The organism is Halomonas sp. YLB-10 (genome assembly GCF_003856855.1).
Taxonomy (GTDB): Bacteria; Pseudomonadota; Gammaproteobacteria; order Pseudomonadales; family Halomonadaceae; genus Halomonas; species Halomonas litopenaei.
In genome coordinates this window covers 283,023-302,661 of record NZ_RRCU01000008.1, presented here as the reverse complement: position 1 = coordinate 302,661, position 19,639 = coordinate 283,023, and the positions used below count along the sequence as shown (strand labels likewise).

General features: G+C 59.7%; 16 protein-coding genes. 6 read left to right on the top strand and 10 right to left on the bottom strand.

The genetic code is table 11. From position 1 onward, the window contains the following. Positions 1-528 precede the first annotated feature (528 nt). From EBB56_RS18440 to EBB56_RS18415, 6 genes are all read left to right on the top strand, one after another. Positions 529-1,611, top strand: coding sequence for a hypothetical protein (locus EBB56_RS18440; RefSeq protein WP_124805023.1), 1,083 nt, complete (start codon positions 529-531; stop codon positions 1,609-1,611). A gap of 139 nt (positions 1,612-1,750) precedes the next feature. Beyond that, positions 1,751-2,869 carry a hypothetical protein gene (locus EBB56_RS18435; RefSeq protein ID WP_124805022.1) on the top strand — a complete coding sequence of 373 codons (1,119 nt, stop codon included), beginning with the start codon at positions 1,751-1,753 and terminating at the stop codon, positions 2,867-2,869. Positions 2,870-2,945: 76 nt separating this feature from the next. After that, complete coding sequence (locus EBB56_RS18430) at positions 2,946-4,889, top strand: AAA family ATPase (protein WP_124805021.1); 1,944 nt, start codon at positions 2,946-2,948, stop codon at positions 4,887-4,889. Continuing rightward, a complete protein-coding gene (locus tag EBB56_RS18425) occupies positions 4,807-6,162 on the top strand; it encodes a DUF6638 family protein (protein WP_124805020.1) in 1,356 nt (451 codons plus the stop codon). Before EBB56_RS18430 ends, EBB56_RS18425 begins: the two co-directional genes overlap by 83 nt. 3 nt (positions 6,163-6,165) lie before the next feature. Then, positions 6,166-6,432: a hypothetical protein gene (locus EBB56_RS18420; protein WP_108448397.1), complete on the top strand. Its 267-nt coding sequence runs from the start codon at positions 6,166-6,168 to the stop codon at positions 6,430-6,432. Positions 6,433-6,442: 10 nt separating this feature from the next. After that, positions 6,443-7,096 (top strand): DUF1523 family protein, encoded by a 654-nt coding sequence (locus EBB56_RS18415; protein WP_045994036.1) that lies wholly within the window; start codon positions 6,443-6,445, stop codon positions 7,094-7,096. Between the two features lie 540 nt (positions 7,097-7,636). Here the strand turns inward: EBB56_RS18415 and EBB56_RS18410 are convergent. The 10 genes from EBB56_RS18410 to EBB56_RS18365 form a co-directional block, all read right to left on the bottom strand. Then, positions 7,637-8,641, bottom strand: coding sequence for an Rpn family recombination-promoting nuclease/putative transposase (locus EBB56_RS18410; RefSeq protein ID WP_108448398.1), 1,005 nt, complete (start codon positions 8,639-8,641; stop codon positions 7,637-7,639). Positions 8,642-8,818: 177 nt separating this feature from the next. After that, on the bottom strand, positions 8,819-10,240 hold the full coding sequence (locus EBB56_RS18405) for an aldehyde dehydrogenase family protein (protein ID WP_124805019.1): 1,422 nt from the start codon (positions 10,238-10,240) through the stop codon (positions 8,819-8,821). A 70-nt stretch (positions 10,241-10,310) separates the two neighbouring features. Then, positions 10,311-11,273 carry an NAD(P)-dependent oxidoreductase gene (locus tag EBB56_RS18400; protein ID WP_124805018.1) on the bottom strand — a complete coding sequence of 321 codons (963 nt, stop codon included), beginning with the start codon at positions 11,271-11,273 and terminating at the stop codon, positions 10,311-10,313. A 159-nt stretch (positions 11,274-11,432) separates the two neighbouring features. After that, positions 11,433-12,368, bottom strand: a complete 936-nt coding sequence (locus EBB56_RS18395; protein WP_124805017.1) for a LysR substrate-binding domain-containing protein — start codon at positions 12,366-12,368, stop codon at positions 11,433-11,435. After that, a complete protein-coding gene (locus EBB56_RS18390; protein WP_108448402.1) occupies positions 12,361-13,128 on the bottom strand; it encodes an IclR family transcriptional regulator in 768 nt (255 codons plus the stop codon). Before EBB56_RS18390 ends, EBB56_RS18395 begins: the two co-directional genes overlap by 8 nt. 92 nt (positions 13,129-13,220) lie before the next feature. Further along, on the bottom strand, positions 13,221-14,837 hold the full coding sequence (locus EBB56_RS18385) for a GMC family oxidoreductase (RefSeq protein ID WP_124805016.1): 1,617 nt from the start codon (positions 14,835-14,837) through the stop codon (positions 13,221-13,223). 4 nt (positions 14,838-14,841) lie between these two features. Beyond that, the gene (locus EBB56_RS18380; RefSeq protein WP_045992607.1) at positions 14,842-16,077 is read right to left on the bottom strand and encodes a mandelate racemase/muconate lactonizing enzyme family protein; all 1,236 of its coding nucleotides are present in this window, start codon (positions 16,075-16,077) and stop codon (positions 14,842-14,844) included. Positions 16,078-16,172: 95 nt separating this feature from the next. Then, positions 16,173-17,597 carry an aldehyde dehydrogenase gene (gene aldA / locus EBB56_RS18375; RefSeq protein WP_124805015.1) on the bottom strand — a complete coding sequence of 475 codons (1,425 nt, stop codon included), beginning with the start codon at positions 17,595-17,597 and terminating at the stop codon, positions 16,173-16,175. A gap of 253 nt (positions 17,598-17,850) precedes the next feature. Continuing rightward, the gene (locus tag EBB56_RS18370) at positions 17,851-18,831 is read right to left on the bottom strand and encodes an MDR family oxidoreductase (protein ID WP_045992609.1); all 981 of its coding nucleotides are present in this window, start codon (positions 18,829-18,831) and stop codon (positions 17,851-17,853) included. Between the two features lie 131 nt (positions 18,832-18,962). After that, on the bottom strand, positions 18,963-19,631 hold the full coding sequence (locus EBB56_RS18365; RefSeq protein WP_108448406.1) for a TetR/AcrR family transcriptional regulator: 669 nt from the start codon (positions 19,629-19,631) through the stop codon (positions 18,963-18,965). Positions 19,632-19,639: the final 8 nt, after the last annotated feature.

The following is a 19,639-nucleotide window of genomic DNA, read 5'->3' as shown; positions in this document are numbered from 1 at the left end:
TCGATATTGAGCATTGAGTGCCCGGGTTAGGCTGTAGGAGATGGTTTTACTTCTTGATCCACATCATGAAGTTGTATGGCTTTCTCGATGGCGCATTATTCTTGGTGGCGAGATTGACCTGATGTTTGTTTGTCTCTTCTGGTTACCGCTCACCATTCACGAATCATTGTTGTTGTGTGTGGCAGCTGGCAATGGCCAGTCATGATGGTAAATCATGTGTTTTTTGTATGTTTATTTGTGAAATCTTACAGGTTTGCCACATCCGGGATTAGGCGATGCTTTGAAGAAGATATCGCTGATATTGCAAAGTTTACGTGTACTTTTATTCAAGACGTAGGAATAGGATGGGAGAGAAAGTCGTCCTGACTGAAGGTGTACAGGTATATCACAGGACACATGGTTTTCTCGAAAAAATGTGGCGTTTTGGTTGCTGTATATCTCAAAAGCGGTATAGGCGCAGTCAAGGTTAGGATTTGGGTCGCGCTAGATGCCTTTTATCCGGACAGATCACAGGGAAATATCGAAAAAATGAAGAAATCCCATTTCGATACCATGATTGAAGAATCGAGCAACAAGGTAAAAGAGTCGCAGCGAAAAATCGCCGAGGTCACTGCCAGTGTTGAAGCCGCTCGTGCCCGCGCAGATGCAGGAGACTCAGTAGGCTTCAACATCGAAGTTGCTACCTTGGATGACGTTCATGCCCACACCGAGACCATGAACGCCAATATCGCAGAGTTGATCATGGGGCTTGATGACACTACTGCCGGTTTTTCCAAAGATTTTGACGAAATGCGCAACAAGTCCAGTATGGAGAAGTTCGTCGGAATCTTTAGCAAGGGGAAGGCTGAGTCCATGCGTCAGGAGCGAATGAGGAGCGCAAGCATAGACGAAAAGCTGCAGGACCTCATCGCCAAATCCGACATCATCGTAAAACTTCTGGATGGCCAATTACAGGAGCTCGAGAGCCAGCAGGAAAAGGTCCAGAAGAATCTGGAACGATCGATGGGTGATAGAGAGGCAGCGGTAGCAGAACTTGAGTCGCTGAGAGCCGAAATAGAGGCACTTGACCCACAGCTCATCGATCTGGAGAGCAAGATATCCGTGGAGCAGGATGCAGCGCAGCGTACTCGCCTGGAAACCGAGCTTGCAGACACGAATACACGCTACAACGCGCTGGTCCAGGATGAACAGGTCAGCATCTCCCGCTCGCAAACGCTCGAGCGCTACATCGAGAAGGGGAAAACCTGGTTGGACAGTCTTCAGAATCAGGCAGCGACTCAAAAGGTGCTGATCAACAAGCTCCAGACAGATACTCAGCAAAGAGTTGTGCTATATGACGCCCTGAGTAAGTCGTTGAAGACGGCTCAGCAGCAGGACGTAGCGCACAGGATCAACGAAATTGGCTCCCAGACAGACCAGGAAGCTCAGACTGCGATGGCGGGCATCGGTAGTGCAACCAACCAGCGCATGGCCGATATGCTCGAAGCACATGAAGGCCAGATGGTGTATGCAAGAGACGTCCTGGAGAAAAAGGCCCGCGCTGACGAGCGCTTTGCTCGAAGATTTTCAAAGATCGTCGAGAAACATGACAAGAATCTGTATGGGCGTTGAGGGGTAGGTTCCCCATTACTTGAGACGTGATAGGTAGAGGTTTTATACCAGCTTCCTTCGGGCGGCGATCATTCGGTGAATGATGTCATCGTTGAATGAAAATGATGTGCTAGCCGGTACTCGCCGAAAAGAGGGTGCGATGGATTCGTCAGATTGTGATCATCTTGAGTTAGCTGACGTGTATGCTTCGCGTCATTACTTTCGGAGATTCAGCGAGATCCTCCAGCGGCTCGAGAGAGTGGCGGCAGCCATGCATGCCAGCGATCAACTGAACCGCATAGATGCAAGAGCACTGACGGATTATCTGAAGCGCCTTGATTTTACCTTTGACGCCTTGAGCACCAAGTATTTGATGGTGGGGCAAACCCCATCCCGGAGTCTCGGTAGCCTCACCGTGGACAGACGCGAGAGTGGCTTTCCGGTCGCCAGCGAGTTGATGCGTATGGCTAATGACGCTCAGCAAGCTTCACGCCATCTGACAAATATGCCAAGTACACGCGAACTCAAGGCTCAGATGATTCGCACCATCCTTGGTGAGTGCCGTTCGCCTACCCGACTTCAGTATGCCATGTCCCAGCGACTCTATTACGAGGAAATCTCTCGAGGCGCTCTTTTCTGGATTCAAAATGACCCTCAGTGCGAGATGCTGGACAGTGACGGTGGGCGAAGGCGTTTTTTCATCCATTGGGCTGTCTACGACAGCCAAGTCAATCTGCCTGTCATCTACTTGATGGAGGTCGATGACAGTGGTTCTGCCCCTCTGCCAAAAGACGAATACCGTTGGCCAGCTGTCCAGGCTCACCTGATGGCCCAGTCTCTTGCTGGACTGACATTGCTGACCATTGCCCGTGGGTTGGATGCGGACTTCGATGACGTTCATCCAAAACGGCTCCACCGCTATCACATTGGGCCCATGTACTCGTCCTCCTATACCGAGCAGGTCGGACCGTTGCGGCAGATTCTCGAGCAGGCCTGTCCAGGTGGAGAGGACGATTGGGCCTTGGCCTGGACCCAGGAGGAGCTCGATAGTGATGGGACGCAAGAAGAACGTAGTGGATGGTTCAGTAAGGTCGAGCGCGAAATCTTTGCCCTGGACCCCTTCTCTGATGGTGCAGGTCACTCCGGAGCTACTCGTACGTTACGCTCCATCATTTTGCCTCAGCGTCCGTTTCAGGTCCTGGCTGAGCTGGCCCCCTCCGGGTTTGCCGATGTGCAGAAGTTTGTGGTCAGCCCATCGGGACAGGTGCTGCACTTATAACACGATGACGGCGCCGTCCTGAGGGGCGAAGCAACAATAGATAACCGTGGCAGGAAGGCCCGGTAGCGAGGGATTCATGAGTCTTGACAGCGATCAGATGGAACTGCACGAAGATGATATCCAGAGGCACTACGCTGCGGCTGAAAGGATGCTGGAGGGCTTTGATCACAGTCCTCGTATCGCCCGCCCGCGGCAGCAGCTTACGCTTGACGAGAAGGAAATATCTCCAGGTATAGGTCGTACTCGCAGGCTTCGATCGACCACGCCGGGGCTCGCCACACGCTCCACGGGGCGCCCGGATGGAGTGCACTTGGGGGAACGGATAGCGACAAGCAATGGAGGAGACCCATTGATGTCTCCGCTCCAGGCGACCGTCCAGCATGGCCTCCGGCGATCCATCGCGATTGCTCTGGCGATTGGCGAATGCTGGGCCGAGCGCAATGGGTTGCTGGAGCTTAAACAGGCCAATCTCTCTGGCTCACTGGCTTCATCGCGGCGTACCGAGTTCACGGAGTTGCTTGCCGCCGAGGCGCTGATCTCCACCCATGTTCTTGCCAACGCCTTGGCATGGCTATTGCTCGATCATGGCAGCGAGACACAGGTTGAGGTGGGCGAGTTACAAGAATTGGTTACTGACAACGCTCAACTGGCTCTTCATGGTGTCTTGTGGGAACTGGATCAGATTGTCGCTTTACATGCCAGCGATGACGTTCACCTTGTTGCCGCCCTGCTTGCCTGGACCGAACAGTTGTTGGAGAAGGTGGTTCTAAGAGCAGAGAACGCTCCGCGACTGGGATCCTTCACCGCCAGCGTATGGAGAGTAGAGGCAGATAGGCTCACATTGAGAGGTTTCGAGCCGGCGCGTCGAGGTGGATCCAGTAATTTGAACATGGTGTTCAAGCGACCTGAAGAGGTCATCGGAAATCATATCGCCAAGCACCAGGCGCAGAGGCTTGCCCGTATGGTGATGGCGTACGACTTTGAACGTCGCATGAACCCCTTCGCCGAGCTGGGAGGTTTTATCTTCACCTTCATGGGGGACGGTAAACCAGGCACCGGCAAGACCACTCTGATCCAGATGATGGCGGGATTGATTCATGACTACTGTCAAGTGGCGGGTTACCCCTTTCGCTACCAGAACTTCGGTGTTGACAATATTGACAGTTATCAAGGCAAGTCGGGACAGAACGCCAAGGCCTTCATTCATCATGTCATGGATCCTTCGGTGATAGGATTTGGAACTATTGATGATATCGACCAGATTGCTGGAAAACGCGGTGACCGTCAGTCCTCCGCCGGGCAGCAGGAGGTGACTGCCGTGTTGATGGAGGCATTTGCCGGCGCCAATACCGTGGTAAGAGGGAATTGTACTTTCGGAATGTTTTCGAACTATCCGGAAAATGTCGACGACGCTCTTCGCCAGCGGGCGGGTGCCAGATTTCTGGTTGATGGTCCAAAAACCAGAGAGGACTATATCGATATTCTGCATCTTTTGCTGGGCAGCCACCATGGTATCCCACTCGGAAAGCACGAACTCTATTCTTCTCAGAGCATAAAGCAAGCAATCGCTCAATCCTTTTCTTCCTACAATAGGCCTGCTGAGCCACGCCTGAAAGAGGTTCTTGAACGAGTTTTCGATAAATTCGGCGATATCGATTCAGTTGCTGCTTTGGGGACATATCTGAAGGAGATTCAGCAGATTGATGAGAGATTTACCGGTCGCGCAATAAAAAACATAAGCGACGCGGTTAAAGTTCGCTCGATGGATTTCGATATACCTGATGAGTGGATGGAGGTTCCGGATGTCTTTCTGGCCAAGGACTATGAAACGAAGAAGGCGATGATTTCAGAGCTTCGTGTCCCGATCACTTCAAATATGGTCCTTCAGGAAATCAATCGCTACGCCGACAGCGAGTTTCGCTATGCAGGAAGCTCCGATGAAGCAGCGATTGATGCCTTGGTACGTGATATGGAACGTCGTCACGAAGCTCAGCGTCGCTTCCAGGATGGCAGAGGGTGATCCTATGCAGCGGCTGATCGAAAGTGGTCTGATGTATTCCAATCTTTTCCACGTCGACTCGCCTGTGTTGGTGGATCGCTACAACAGAGCACTCGAGCACCTGACTGGTGCGACCACCCAGCTTTCCGAGTTTCATGTTGATGTTTCCGGGTATTCTCCGGAAGTTGGTTCAGAGTTGGGTGATCATCAGTATTTGAATCATGGTGGAGTCAATCGTCAATTCATTCTATTGAGTAACGAACAAGGCCGATGCCCCTTGCTCAACGCCCATTTTTCCACCAGTCGGCAAATCTTGAACCGATTTATCAGAGAGAATGAACGACAACTATTTGCCTTGACGGCGACCGACGCCATAGCCGGTGAATTGGAGAATTCTGTTTTCAGTGTCGAGAGCCCCCGGGACCTTTTCGATATTCGTCAAATCAAGGTGGTTGCGGACACGACGAATGGCACCATTGCCAAGGCAGGCCACCTTGCCAGGCTGGTGGATCGTTTCCACGATGAGAAGGATGGCTGGTTCAATGAACAACTGATCAACGAAATGATCAATGTTGCTCGTTGTACTGGTGATGTCACGCGGAACCCGGTCCAGCTCCAGCATGCTGTCTTCGAGCAGAGGAATTTCTGGACGTCTTTGTTTGGCGGTCTGTATATCTTTCAAGATATGGAGAAGCCGAGTGTTGTTGTGCGCGAAGAGAAGTACCGGCGCCAGCTGCCGTCGGCGGTTGTAATGCTGCTCGATGATCGACGTGATGTGGCCCGTTTTTTGAGCGACAACGAGCTCGTCGAGACTGTCGTCAAGTTTCCAGGCGATGAGGGTGTTGCTGTCCTGCGCCGAAAGCTGGACCTTATGCTTGGTCTGGAGTTGGCGAAAAAGTCTGTTGATTCAACTGGACATGCCGGGTCTCGACTACGTCGTCTTGCGGCCCGCAATGGCGTCTCACTACCCATGGAGTATGAAGGGCTGGCGTCCATTGTCCGGTGGGCAGAGGCCGGTGGAACAAGGCCAAAGGTCGGCATAAGTCACCCCGCCTACTTTGCCACCCTTCGTGCTGCTGATACGCCGGTGAAGGATCTGGTCAATATGCTGCTGGCGGAACTGGTTCCGAATGACGTTCTACAGCTCTATATCTGTCACAAGGATGAGTTCTATCGCCGCTACCGCAGCTGGCCACGTGAGGTCAGAGATTTTTCCGTCGATGCTATTGTTCGTGAGTATATCTCCGATAAAGACTCCGCTCGCGCCATGCTATTTGGCAGTAACAAGGAATAATGCGTGATTGCTTTTGCTCGCCTGATCCTGGTCGTCATGGTGCTTATGACGATCTGCTATATCATTGTCAATGTTTACCTTTTTTTTCGTTGGCGCAAGGGGCTTGAAGATGAATGGAAAAGGCGTTCTTCAGCGGGTGACGAGAGAGTCTTTGTGCGAAGATCGATGCGTCGGTATCGTCGCCGCTGGCGGCCTATATTGATATCCTTGATTTATATCTTTCCCGTCACGTTGATGACTGTTTTGGTGTTTGTTATCAATTTTTTCTAGGGGGCAGTCAATGGCAATCGTGAAGTGGAGTTTCTGGGGTGTTTTCTGGCTGATGGTCGGAGCGGTCATGCATTATAGCCTTCCCCAGTATGACGTCGTTCGTATCGTCGATACCTACGAAAAGCGACAGGATATCAACGATTGGACGCGCATCTTTTGGTCTGATCCGGATGATTTGACCAATACGCTGGAAAATCGTGATGTTCAGTTCATACAAGCAGTTTTCCCCAGTGGTAAAGCGATCGTCTATCGCAATGAGGATACCGGCTGGAGCTGGCCACCTTACTTCAAGTTCGATACCGCAAATCTTTATACGGAGGCCAGTGACCGGATTTCGACACGGGCGGATCCTCAATGGGTTTCTATCATGCATTACGGTTGGCGCAACCAATTCTTTTCCATCTTTCCTAATGCTGTCTCGATTGAGTCGGTCGAAGGTCCCAATGACAAGCCATTCAATTGGTTTACATATGGTTTTCTGGTGCTGATGGGAAGCGCTGTCGCTTTCCTGTGGCGAGCCTGGGTGCGCTTCAGGCGGCGCCATCTCGACCCGGTGATGGAGGAAGTCGAAGGTGGCCTCGATAGTGCTGGTGAAGCTGTAAATTACCGTTGGCACCGTCTACGCCGATGGCTGGATACATGGAAGGGCCGCAACAGGCGCTAGGTGTCGGGTCGCGGATGAACCTCGGTTCTTGGAAAAACCGCATTGAAGGTGGTGTACTCGGAAACTGCGTCCGCGCACGCTCTGCTCGAAGTGCTTTGGCATCAGACGCAACGCCGGTGGAACAGATCGCCGAGCGCCGCCGGCAACGCTAGACCTATTGGTAGATTGCCCAGGCGCTGGGGATTGGCTAGGGCTTGTCTGAAAAGTGCCTGCGCTCGGTAATACGGCGTTAAAAAACGGCTGGTGCGCCAGCCCGGTCAAAATGCTCATTTACACCCCGTAAACTGCGCTTTCTCACCGATTTTTGCCTTGTCTAACCTTCGCTCGTCGACTTTTCGGACAGCGCCTAAAGCACGGTGGCACGTATTTTCAAGCGCGAGTGGGCCTATCCCTGGTTTTACGGAGCTCGGAGGAGTGAGGCCAGCAGCTGCGCGCCTGGCTTCATCAGGACAACTGGCACCGACCCCAGGCCTTCCTGAATGATCAGTCTCGCGTTGGCCGGCTGGCCCGTTCCGTGAACAACCTGGCGGGTTTTCACACCTAGCGTTTGAGTTCGTCTCTCAGCGTCCTGACCTGCGCGATGTCCAGCCCCGACAGATCCGCCACCGTCTGGTCGTCCAGCTGAGTCCGCTCGATCATGTTGCGGGCGACCTCCAGGCGAGCCTTCTGTTCACCCTTCTGTTCGCCCTTTTGTTCGCCCTCCTGCAGTCCTTCCTGACGTCCTTGCTTGCGGCCTTCCTGGCGGCCTTCTTCAAGACCCTGTTGCTTCCACTGCTCGGGCCATCGTTTTGCACGCTCGGCCAGCATGTTGTGTACCTCATTGAGTTCGTTAAGATTCTGCCACTCGGTTCCTTCGCTCTCGGGTATCCAGTTGGGCAGCAGCACGCGTTTGATCCAGATGGCGAAGTGACGGCGCAGACGAGTCTGGTCCGGCGCTTCGAGCCATCTTGCCAGCAGTCCGATCAGTTCGACCGCCTCCCTGGTGCCACGGTGGTGTTCCAGTCGGAATATGGCGGCTACCACGTTGCGTGCCTCCGGCGACCAATGCTCCGAGTCCACGATGGCGCCTTCGTCCAGCAGAAGATAGGGCATTCGTGGGCGGTATCGCTCCAGCTCCCTGGGCACGCTCTGAACGAGGTCCGATACGTCGACGGCGGCGTTCCAACGCTTCTCTCCATTGTAGAGCACGACGGGCAGCACCGGGGGCAACCTGGCGTGGGGCGAGAGCTTCTGCTGCTTGATCAGGTCCTGATACAGGAGGCCCACGTAGGTCATGATGCGCAGCGCCATGAAGGGATCGATGGTGCTCTGGAATTCGATCAACAGATAGACGTAGATCCAGTCATCGCCGAAGCGTGCGCGCCAGATGACGTCGGACTCCCGATCGCGCAGGTCGTCGCTGACAAAGCTGCTGCTGACCTTCTCCAGTGAGTCGAGGTCGAGATGCGCTATCCAGTCCTCCTTGATGAAGCCTGTCAGGAGGTCTCGAATGACTCTAGGTTCGCTGAACAGCAGTTTGTAGCTGTGGTCGTGCTGGTGGTTCATGGGATATCAGCCGCCGACTGGCGAGAGCCAGTAATGGAAGGAGATGGCAATCATCCTGGCGGCTAATGGCTGGCATGTACGGCTACGGAGTCGATTGGGTGGAAACCTGACCAAATGTCAGAAGTTTGAGCAAAGTCTTGTTCAGATCTTTTTAGAGAGAGGCGTAGTGACAAGCCCTCAGCCCCCCAGGATGGCCTTGGTTTCCAGATATTGCTCCAGGCCCTCTTCGCCCCATTCGCGACCGTTGCCGGATTGGCCGTAGCCGCCGAAGGGGGCATCGAAGGAAAAGTCCGCCCCTTGCAGGTAGCACTGGCCGGCCTTGAGCCGGCGGGCGATGGGCAGGGCGGCTTCGGCGCTGGCGGCGTAGACGGCGGAAGACAGCCCATAGGGCGTGTCGTTGGCGATCTCGATGGCCTGTTCCAGGTCGTCGTAGGGAATCAGGCACAGCACCGGGCCGAAGATTTCTGAGCGTGCGATCGCCATGTGGTTGCTGACGTCGCTGAAGAGGGTGGGGCGAACATAGTAGCCCTGCTCCAGCCCCTCAGGGGCCTCGGTACCACCCAGCATCAAGCGCGCTCCCTCGGCGATACCCTGCTGAATGTATTGGCGTACGCTGTCGCGCTGGCGCCGGGACACCAGCGGCCCCATGGTGGTGGCGGTGTCCGCCGGGTCGCCCACCACCTGCTCCCGGGCGACCGTCAGGGCGATGCGTTCGGCGTCGGCCAGACGAGAACGTGGTATCAGCATGCGGGTGAAGGCGTCGCAGGTCTGACCACTGTTGGCCATCACGTTTTCCACCCCGAAGCGCACCGCCCGGGGCAGGTCCGCGTCCGCGGTGATGATCAGCGGCGACTTACCCCCCAGCTCCTGGCACACTCGCTTGACCCCGGCGGCGGCGTTGATGGCCACCTCGATACCGGCGCGGGTGGAACCGGTGAAAGACACCATGTCGACCCCAGGGTGGCTCGCCAGCAGAGGGCCGATCTCGTTGCCGGAGCCCGTCACCTGGTTGAAGACCCCGGCGGGGAGGCCGACGCTCTGAAAGATCTCGGCCATGATGAAGTCTTGCAGCGGTGTCTGTTCGGCTGGCTTGGTGACCACGGTACAGCCTGCCGCCAGGGCCGGGGCCAGCTTGCCGATCAGCTGATGCAGTGGGTAGTTCCAGGGGTTGATCAGCGCGCACACGCCGACCGGCTCGCGGACGATGGCGACGCCATTGCGGCGTTCGATCTCTTCGGAACGCAAGGCCCGCTCGGCGTAGTAGCGCATGCCTTCGATGGGGCCATCCACGTGCATGGCGGGTGTGATCTGGACCGGGCAGCCCAGGGTGATGATGTGCGCCTCGACCAGGTCTGCGTGGCGCCTTTGCATCTCGTCGGCGACGGCGAGAAGTATCTCGCGCCGTTGCCCGGCGGGGGTCGCCGACCAGTCGGGCAGAGCGCGCCGCGCCGCCTCGACGGCGGCGTCGATGTCCGCTCGGTGCGCTCTTGGCACCGAGGCGCACAGATTCTCGGTGGCAGGGTCGAGGATGCCAAAGCGCTCGCTGTCGCTGGGCGTGTGCCAGCGGCCATCGATAAAGAAGTGTTCTCTGTAGTGCATGGCGAGGTCCTCGTTGGCTCGGATGATGATCAAGACCGGCGTATGCCGTCGCGGTCAGCCTGGCAGCCCTTTATCCGGACCTGCCGCGCACGACCACTTCATGGCCGACCTCTTCCGGCTCGGTGTCGGTCAGTTCGGCGGGAAAGTCGTCGCCGAGCACCTCGACGCCGCAGGCGTCCTCGAGGCGCCGGATGATGTTGGATGACCACTCACGGGAGCCATAGCGCTCTTGGCCATCCTGAAAGATGTCGAGCAGCAGCGGCGATATCTCGAGGGGCACCTCGAGGCTTCTGGCCAGGGCGTCGAACAGGCCCACGTCCTTGAGCACCAGATCCATGGTGAAGCTGATATCGCGGCTACCGTTGAGAATGACCTGGGATTCGGTCTCGTGGACAAAGGAATTGCCCGAGGAGATACGGATGGCCTCGAAGGTGGTGTTCATGTCCAGGCCGGCCTTGCGAGCCACGGTCAAGGCCTCGGCCACCGAACACAGATTGGCGGTGGCGAGGTAGTTGGTCAGTACCTTGAGCATCGAGGCCGTGCCCAGAGGTCCGGTGTGCAGGACCCGACGCCCCAGGGTGGTCAGCACCGGTAGCACCCGTTCAAAGGTGTCGCGATCACCGCCGGCGAAGATCGAAATGTTGCCGGTGGCGGCGCGGTGGCAGCCGCCGGAGACCGGTGTCTCCATGGCGAGGGCGCCGGTGGCGGCGACCCTGGCGGCGATGCGTACCAGTTCCTGTGCATCGGTGGTGCTCATCTCCAGCCACACCTTGCCGGCAGAGAGCCCGGCGATGACCCCATCCTCGGCTTCCATTACCGCGCTGCAGGCGCGAGGAGACGGCAGGCAAGTGATGATCATATCGCTGGCCTCGGCCACTGCTCTGGGGCTGCTGGCGGCGGCTGCGCCCTGGTCGATGAAGCGTCGGGTGATCTCGGGGTCGAGGTCGCGGATCGTGACGTGATAGCCGTTGCGCAGCAGGCTGCCGGCGAGCTTGCCGCCGACGTTGCCAAGTCCGATAAAGCCGATGTTCATGGGAGGTCATCTCATGCCGGTGAGCCGATCACCTTGCAGTGACATCCTTGCGCGGGGGCGGATGAAGTGCTGCAGGTAGACTTCACGCTAGGCACGGCGGGGGCAGACGACAATTCATCTTTTCTTGGTGATTGGTCACTTTTGTTGAGTGAAGGCGACTCAGTCCCGCTGACTCAGCAGCCAGGTGCTGAAGGCCTCCACTCGCGGATCGTCGGCCAGATGGGAGGGGTAGGCGATGCCCCATTCGCCGCTGGCGGGCTGTACCTTGCCCGCCGGGTTGATCAGCCGACCCGTCGCCAGGTCATCCTCGGCGAAGGGGCCATTGACCAGGGCGACGCCTTCACCTCGGGCGGCCATCTCGAGCGCCGCGGCCAGGGTGTCGACCTGAAGGGCGCGTGGCGGCGCGGGCCGTGTGGCAGAAGGCGACTGGGTGTCGAACCAGCCCTGCCAGCTCCAGCTCTCGGTGTAGACGCTGATGAGGGGGAACGCCTGCAGCGCCTCGGGGGATAGCGGCAACGAATGCCCCATCACCAGCGAGGGGCTGCACACAGGGGTCAGCGTCGAGGGAAACAGCGGTGTCCAGTCAAGTCGAGAGGGTAGTGGGCCATCACGGAAGAGGATGGCGATATCGGCGTGAGCGCTGTCGAAGGTCCAGTCCAGGCTGTAGGTCTTTATCCTCAGTTCGGTCTCGGGATAGCGCTGGTGAAATTGTGTCAGTCGTGGGGCCAGCCAGCGGATCGAGGTGGTTACGTAGACCTGCACGCGCAGAGGCTCAAGGCAGGGCTGGCGACGCAGTGTTTCGGCGCCCAGGATCAGCGCTTCCAGGGCGTCGCGCACAACAGGGTAGAAACGTCGCCCGGATGCGGTGAGCTCGATATGCCGACCCCGGCGGGCGAACAGTTTCGTCCCCAGGCTCTGCTCCAGACGCTGTATCTGGTTGGCGATGGCGGGGTGGGAGAGGTGCAGCTCCTCGGCTGCGGCGCGCAGGCTTGATAGTCGCGCCGCGGCCTCGAATCCCTTCAGCGCACTCAAGGGCGGCAGGCGATCCAGCGGCAGCGGTGCCGTGGATGTCTGATGACGCGGGACGTCAGACAACGCGGGACGACAGCTGGCGCGCGGCCTGCACCAGGTTCTTGGAGTAGCGGCGCGCCTCCTGGGGGCTCAGGGTGTCGCTGCTGATGGCGGCGCTGATCGCTGCGATGGGCTCGTTGCGCAGGTTGAGCACCGGTGCGGCGATGCAGCTGACGCCCTGCTCAGGCGCGCCGTTGGAGGTGGCGTAACCGAGCCGATGGGCCCGCCCCAGTTCCGCCATGACGCCTTTCACTCCCTTGTTCTCGGGAGCAAGACCAAGCTCGTCGGCGAGATAGCCCTGCCAGGAGTCCTCGTCGCGCATTGCCAGGATGATCTTGCCACTGGCGGCTTCGTGCAGCGCCATGGTCTTGCCCACGTAAAGGTTGAAGTTTGCACCGCTGGCACCGTCGATCTTGGTCACCACCACTACCTTGTTGCCGATGGGCACGCACAGAAAGATGGTCTTGTGGATTTCGTTTTTCAGGATTTCCGCGATCGGATAGAAGTAGGGTATCAGGCTCTGCTTATTATAGATGGTGGAGGATATCTGGAAGATGCGTGAGCCGATGCAGTAGGACTTCTTGCGGCTTGGATCCTGGGCCACCAGCTGGTGGTGAAGCAGGGCGTTGATGACACGGTGACCGGTGGCCGGCGAAATACCGGTAGCGTCACAGATTTCCGAAAGCGTCATGGGATAGCTGGTGGCCGCCAGCAGGTCCAGGATCATGACGCTATGATCGACCGCCGGAGCCTTGGTCTTTTCCGAGGTCCTTTCCGAATTCATGATCAGCCGCGGTCTCCAAAACGCGAATGCGAGGACGAATGCAGATGACTCGTCCGGTCAGACTCAGGGGCGATGTGGCTCCTGGGCGTCGTTCAGATCGGGTGGTCCTGAAGGATCAGGTCGGCCCCCTTTTCCGCCACCATCATCACCGGTGCATTGAGGTTACCCGAGGTGATGTTGGGAAAGATCGAGGCGTCGATGACCCTGAGCCCGGACACGCCATGCACCCTGAGACTGCCATCGACCACCGCCTCGCGAGGGTCGGGCCCCATGGCGCAGGTACCGCACAGATGATAGATGGAGCCTGCGTTGGCGCGAAAGTACTCTAACATGCTTTGGTCATCGTGGACGGCATCCGCCGGAGTGACCTCGGCGTCGATGACGGCACCCAGGGCCGCCGTTTCGGCCAGCGCGCGAATGAGCCGGCTGCCCTGAATGGCCTCGTCCTGATCTCGCCGGCTTCCCAGATAGTTCGGCCGGATCACCGCCGGCTCATTGGCATCGGCGCTGGCCAGCTCGATGGTGCCACGACTGTCGGGACGGCAGGAATTGAAGGCCAGCAGGAAGCCGGAGTAGGCATCCGCGGTCAGTGTCGTGTCCGGCGGTGCCGGGATGCGATAGGACAGCGGGTTGAAGTAGAGCTGGATATTGGGCGCGGATTCGTCGGCATGGCCGCGAAAGAAGCCTCCGGCCTGGTTGACGCTCATCGCCAGCGGGCCGCTGCGATTGATCAGGTACCTCATCGTTGCCCTGGTCAGGCCGGGCAGAGAGTTGAAGTCGTCGTTCAGGGTCCGGCAGTTGGCGCGATAGAAGTAGCTGACGGCCAGGTGATCCTGCAGGTTTCGGCCTACGCCGGGCAGCTGCTGGAGCGCTGCGATCCCGTGTTGTCGCAGCTTCTCGCTGTCCCCGAGTCCCGAGAGCATCAGCAGCTTTGGCGAGTCCACCGCACCGGCGCAGACGATCACCTCGCGGCGTGCGCGCAGGGTCTTCAACTGGCCCTGCTCTCGGTATTCAATGCCGCTGGCGCGACGCTGATCGTCGAACAGCACCCGTTGAACCTGGCTGACGTGCTTGAGGGTGAGATTGGAGCGCTCGAGCGCCGGCTTCAGGTAGGCGGTGTTGCTGGAATCGCGACGGCCTCGGCGGATGTTTGTCTCATAGAGGCCGGCACCTTCGATGGAGGCGCCATTGAAGTCGTCATTGAGCGGGTAGCCGAGTTCATCGGCAGCCCTGAGGTAGGACTGGCAGATTGGATGGGCGATTTCCTTCAGCGGGGTGATGCCGATCAGTCCCTGGCTCGAGTGGAATTCGGTATCGCCCGCCGGGTGCTGCTCGAGTTTCCTGAAATAGGGCAACAGCGCCTGGTAGCCCCACCCCGGGTTACCCGCGCGCTCCCAGTCATCGAAGTCCGATGGCTGGCCTCGCACATAGATCATGGCGTTGATCGAGCCCGATCCTCCCTGGACCTTGCCCCGGGGTGTGTAGATCCGCCGGTTGGCCAACGCCGGCTCCTCGGCGCTGTAGTACATGTAGTTGTAGCCGGGGTGATAGTAGGTCTTGGCAAAGCCCACCGGCACCCGAAGCCAGGGGGAGCTGTCACGGCCGCCGGCCTCGACGATCAGTACCTTGTGGCGTCCGCTGGCACTCAGCCGGTGGGCCAGCACGCAGCCTGCGGAACCTGCACCGACGATGATGAAGTCGTAGTCCATCGCCTCAGGCCTCCGGTCGGGTCTTCCAGCGGGTGCAGGACTGCTGGACGACGTCGTAGGGCGTGGCGTCCATGCTCAGGTGCAGGCGCTTGCCGGTGTAGGGCGAGTGGGCCCTGACCACCGCCATGTCCAGTTCCACCCCGAGCCCCGGTCGATCGGAGGGAATGATAAAGCCGTCACTCCACTCGATCTTGGCTTCGAGCACCTCGGCGTGGAAGCCGTCCCAGGTGCCGATACTCTCCTGGATCAGGAAGTTGGGTGTGGTGGCGGCGAGCTGAATGCTGGCCGCCGCACCCACCGGGCCGTTGTACAGGTGGGGCGCTATCTGGGCGTAGTGGACCTCGGCCAGGGCGGCGATCTTCTTGCCTTCGAGGATGCCGCCGACCCGGCCAAGGTTCATCTGCAGGATCGAGGCGGCCTGGTGGCGCAGCAGGTCATGGAACTCGTACTTGGTGGTCAGCCGCTCACCGGTGGCCACCGGGATGGAGGTATGGTCGGCGACCCTGGCCATGGCCTCGCTCTGGCCGGGTGGCACCGGCTCCTCGAACCACAGCGGGTCAAAGGGTTCGAGGCGCTTGGCCAGGCGGATCGCCGAGGCCGGCGTCATCTGGCCGTGGGTACCGAACAGCAGGTCGCAGCCGTTGCCGACCGCCTCACGGATGCGCTGGCAGAAGGTTGCGCTCTTTTCCAGCGCCTCCAGTGACAGCATATGCCCGCAGTAGGCGGTGTAGGGGCCCGCCGGATCGAACTTGAGCGCGGTAAAGCCGAGGGCCTTCTGCTCCAGGGCGCACTCCACCGCCAGCTCGACATTGTCGTAGTCATAGTCGCCGCCGGGGGCCCGGGGGTAGAGATAGGTGTAGGAGCGCAGCCGGTCGTGGAGCTTGCCGCCGATCAGTGCATGTACCGGCTGGCCGGCCGCCTTGCCGACGATGTCCCAGCAGGCCATCTCGAGGCCGCTGAGCACCCCCATCATGGTCAGGTCCGGGCGCTGGGTGAAGCCGCTCGAGTAGGTCTCGCGATACAGCCGTTCCAGATGGTGGGGATCCCGTCCCTTCAGGTAGCGCTCGAACACGTCCTCGATGGCGGCGACCACCACCTGCGGGTGGAAGGTCGCCGCATAGACCTCGCCGACGCCCTCGATGCCACAGGCGGTTCCCAGTTTGACGAAGATCCAGTACATGCCGCCGATGTGGGGCGGAGGTGTGGCGACCACATGGCTTTCACAACTGACGACTTTCATGAACGGCGAGTCCTCTGAAAAGGGCAGCAAGCGGCCGACCGCCCGGCGTAGACGCGGCGGTGATGGGCTTGGGTGTGGGGTGGCGCGGGATGGCGTCAGTAGTTCAATACCACCAGCCGGGTCTGGGTGTAGTCCAGCATGCCGTGCTTGCCGTCGTCGCCACCGAGGCCCGAACGCTTCCAGCCGGCGTGGTAGCCCTGGTAGGGGTCCGATGGGGTGCGATTGATGTAGACCTCGCCTGCCTCGATGTTGTGGGCCACCTTCATGGCGGTGCGGTAGTTCTCGGTGAACACCACCGAGGCAAGGCCGAACTGGTGGTCGTTGGCCAGCGCCAGGGCTTCATCCACATCGGCGTAGGTCAGCACCGGCAGTACCGGGCCGAAGATCTCTTCCTGGACGATCTCCATGTCCTGGCGGCAGTCGGTCAGCAGGGTCGGCGGGTAGAAGTGTCCGGGGCCAGGGGGAATCGCGCCGCCGGTGGCCAGGGTGGCGCCGTCGTCGATGGCACGCTCGACCATCTGGTGGACATTGAGGCGGGTGTTCTCGTTGATCAGGGGGCCCATGTGGCTAGGGTCCTCGGCACGATTGCCGAAGGTGCAGGCCTCCATGTTGGCCTTGAGCAGGGCGATGAAGGGCTCGGCGATGGACTGATGCACGTAGACTCGCTCGATGGCGGTACACAGCTGGCCGCAGTTGGTGGTCTTGGAGGCCACGATCTGACGGGCGGCCTGCTCGAGGTCGGCGTCGGGCTCGACGATGGCCGGTGACTTGCCACCCAGTTCCAGCGACGACTTGGCGATATTGACCTGGGAGTACTCCAGCACCTTGCGGCCGGCGCCGACGCTGCCGGTGAGGGTGATCATGCCGACCCTTGGGTGAGTACACACGGCCTCGGCGGTGGCGTGGTCCATGCTCAGGATGTTGACCACCCCCGGCGGGATCTCGGCCGCCTGGACGGCCCTGGCAATTTCGAAGGCCGAACGCGGAGTGTTGTTGCTCGGGCGCACGATCACGCTGTTGCCGGTGATCATCGCCGGGGCAATCTTGCGCAGCAGGGTGAAGACGGGGTAGTTGAAGGGAATCAGGCAGGCCACCACGCCGATCGGCTCCCGAGTGAGCAGCAGGCTCTCGTCAGGGGTGTCGCTGGGCACGATATCGCCCTCGATCCGTCGCGCCCATTCGGCGTGGTAGCGGGTGATATCGGCCGCGTATACCGCCTCGTTGGTGGCGTCCTCGAGGCTCTTGCCCGACTCTTCGGCCAGCGCCCGCCCAATGGCCTCGCGACGCTCCATCAGGGCGTCGGCCAGGCGCTGCATATGTACCGCCCGCTCGGCACTGGTCAGCCTGCGCCAGTGCTTCTGGGCCCTGGCCGCGACCTCGACAGCTTCCATCGCCTGGGCGTTGGTGGCGGCCTGGACCTCGCCTACCACCGCTTCCGTGGCGGGGCAGTAGACCGGGATCATGCTGGCATGGGGGGCGCTGACAAAGTCGTTGTTGATGAAATTCCCATCGGTGCTCATGGCTGATTCCTCGTCAAGTTCAAACCAGCCTAGGAAGCGACCCTGAGGGCGTCAAGAAAATTCCTTATGTAGAAATAAAATTCCACATATGGAATATGTGGCGGTGTGCTGGTGCCTGTATGCGAGCCGGCAGGAAGCCATGACAGCGCCAAGACAGCGCCAGGTAAGCGCCAGGTAAGGCCCAAGAAAGCGCCGAGGAAAGCAACATCAGGCGCCCTGCCGGCGGCGGCCAGCAGGGCACGTGTCATCGGGCCTAGCGGGTGGCGACCACCACGCGACCTCTGACCTTGCCTTCCATCAGGCGCTCTGCGGTGGTGATGGCCTCGCTCAGCGGGATCTCGCTGGCGATGTCGTCGAGACGCTCTTCAGGCATCAGCTCGGCCAGGCGCTGCCAGGCTTCCAGGCGAACTTCTCTGGGCTGCATCACGCTGTCGATGCCGGCCAGGGTCACGCCGCGCAGGATGAAGGGCATCACCGTGGCGGGAAGGTCCATGCCCTGGGCCAGGCCGCAGGAGGTCACCGTGCCGCCGTAGCGGGTCGAGGCCAGCACATTGACCAGGGTGTGGCTGCCGACGCTGTCGACGGCACCCGCCCAGCGTTCCCTGGCCAGGGGCTTTCCGGGCTGTTCGAGCTCGCCGCGGTCGATGATCGAGGTGGCGCCCAGTGCCTTCAGATAGTCCGCCTCCTCGACCTTGCCGGTGGAGGCAACGACTTCGTAGCCCAGCTTGGCCAGCAGGGTGATGGCAAAGCTGCCGACGCCACCGCTGGCGCCGGTGACCAGCACCTCGCCCTGGTCCGGGGTCACCCCGTGGCGCTCCAGCGCCAGCACCGAGAGCATGGCGGTGTAGCCGGCGGTGCCGATGGCCATGGCGTTTCTGGTGCTGAAGGCTTCGGGCAGCGGGATCAGCCAGTCGCCGTTCAGCCGTGCCTTCTGGGCCAGCCCGCCCCAGTGCTTCTCGCCGACGCCCCAGCCGTTCAGGACCACCCGGTCACCCGGCTGGAAGTCCTGGTGCTGTGAGGCTTCCACCACGCCGGCAAGGTCGATACCCGGGACCATGGGGAAGGACTTGACCACCGGGCCCTTGCCGGTGATGGCCAGCCCGTCCTTGTAGTTCAGGGTGCTGTATTCGACGTTCACGGTCACGTCGCCCTCGGGCAGGGCCTGGTCATCCAGTGACTCGATAGCGGCCTTCTGAGTGTCGCCTTCCTTGCGGATCACGATGGCGTCGAACATGGCGGTCTCCTTTTTAGACGGTTTGTCTATAAATTGGCGCAAGCAGTATCAGGGCGCCGTATACGACCCCGCAGGAGCGGGCTCTTGGTTCAGTGTCGGACTATTGTCAAGTCAGGTCGGCTCAGTTCAGTTCATGGCGACGGACGACCCTGGCGTTGGGTGTCCAGGCTCGAAAAGAAGCTGTCGGTGAACACATCGATCGGGCGCGGGCTGCGTTCCAGCCTGGCGCGCATGATGGCGCCCTCCCAGCCGATCCAGAAGGCCTCGGCCAGCCGGTCAGGGTCTCTGTCGGAGGCGATATCGCCGTGGTGGCGGGCTTCTTCCAGGCAAGCGGCGAGACGTCGTTGCCAGTCGGCGAGCGTGGCGATCAGCTGCTCGCGGTAGTCCGGTGGCAAGCCAGCCGCCTCCTGACCGAGATTGCCCACCAGACAGCCACGGCGATAGTCGTGGCGTGCCATGCCGGCCTTGGCATCGTCGACAAAGGCCTGCACGCGCTCGAGCGGTGGCCGGGAATCGTCTTGCAGATGGCGGTCTAACTTGTCGGCAAAATAGCGGGCGTAGCGCTCGAGCACCGCCTGGCCGAAGGCTTCCTTGCTGGCAAAGTAGTGATAGAAGGAACCCTTGGGCACCCCGGCACGCTTGAGCATGCCGTCGAGTCCCGCGCTCAGAAAGCCGTGTTCGGTCAGGGTCTCGAGGCCGCTGGCGATCAGCGCCGCTCTGGCGTCGCCCTGGGTGGCGCCGACGCTGTAGTCGGTCTTCGGCGGTCGCCCCCGGCGCCTGGCTATCGTCGGATTGGTCATGCAATGAT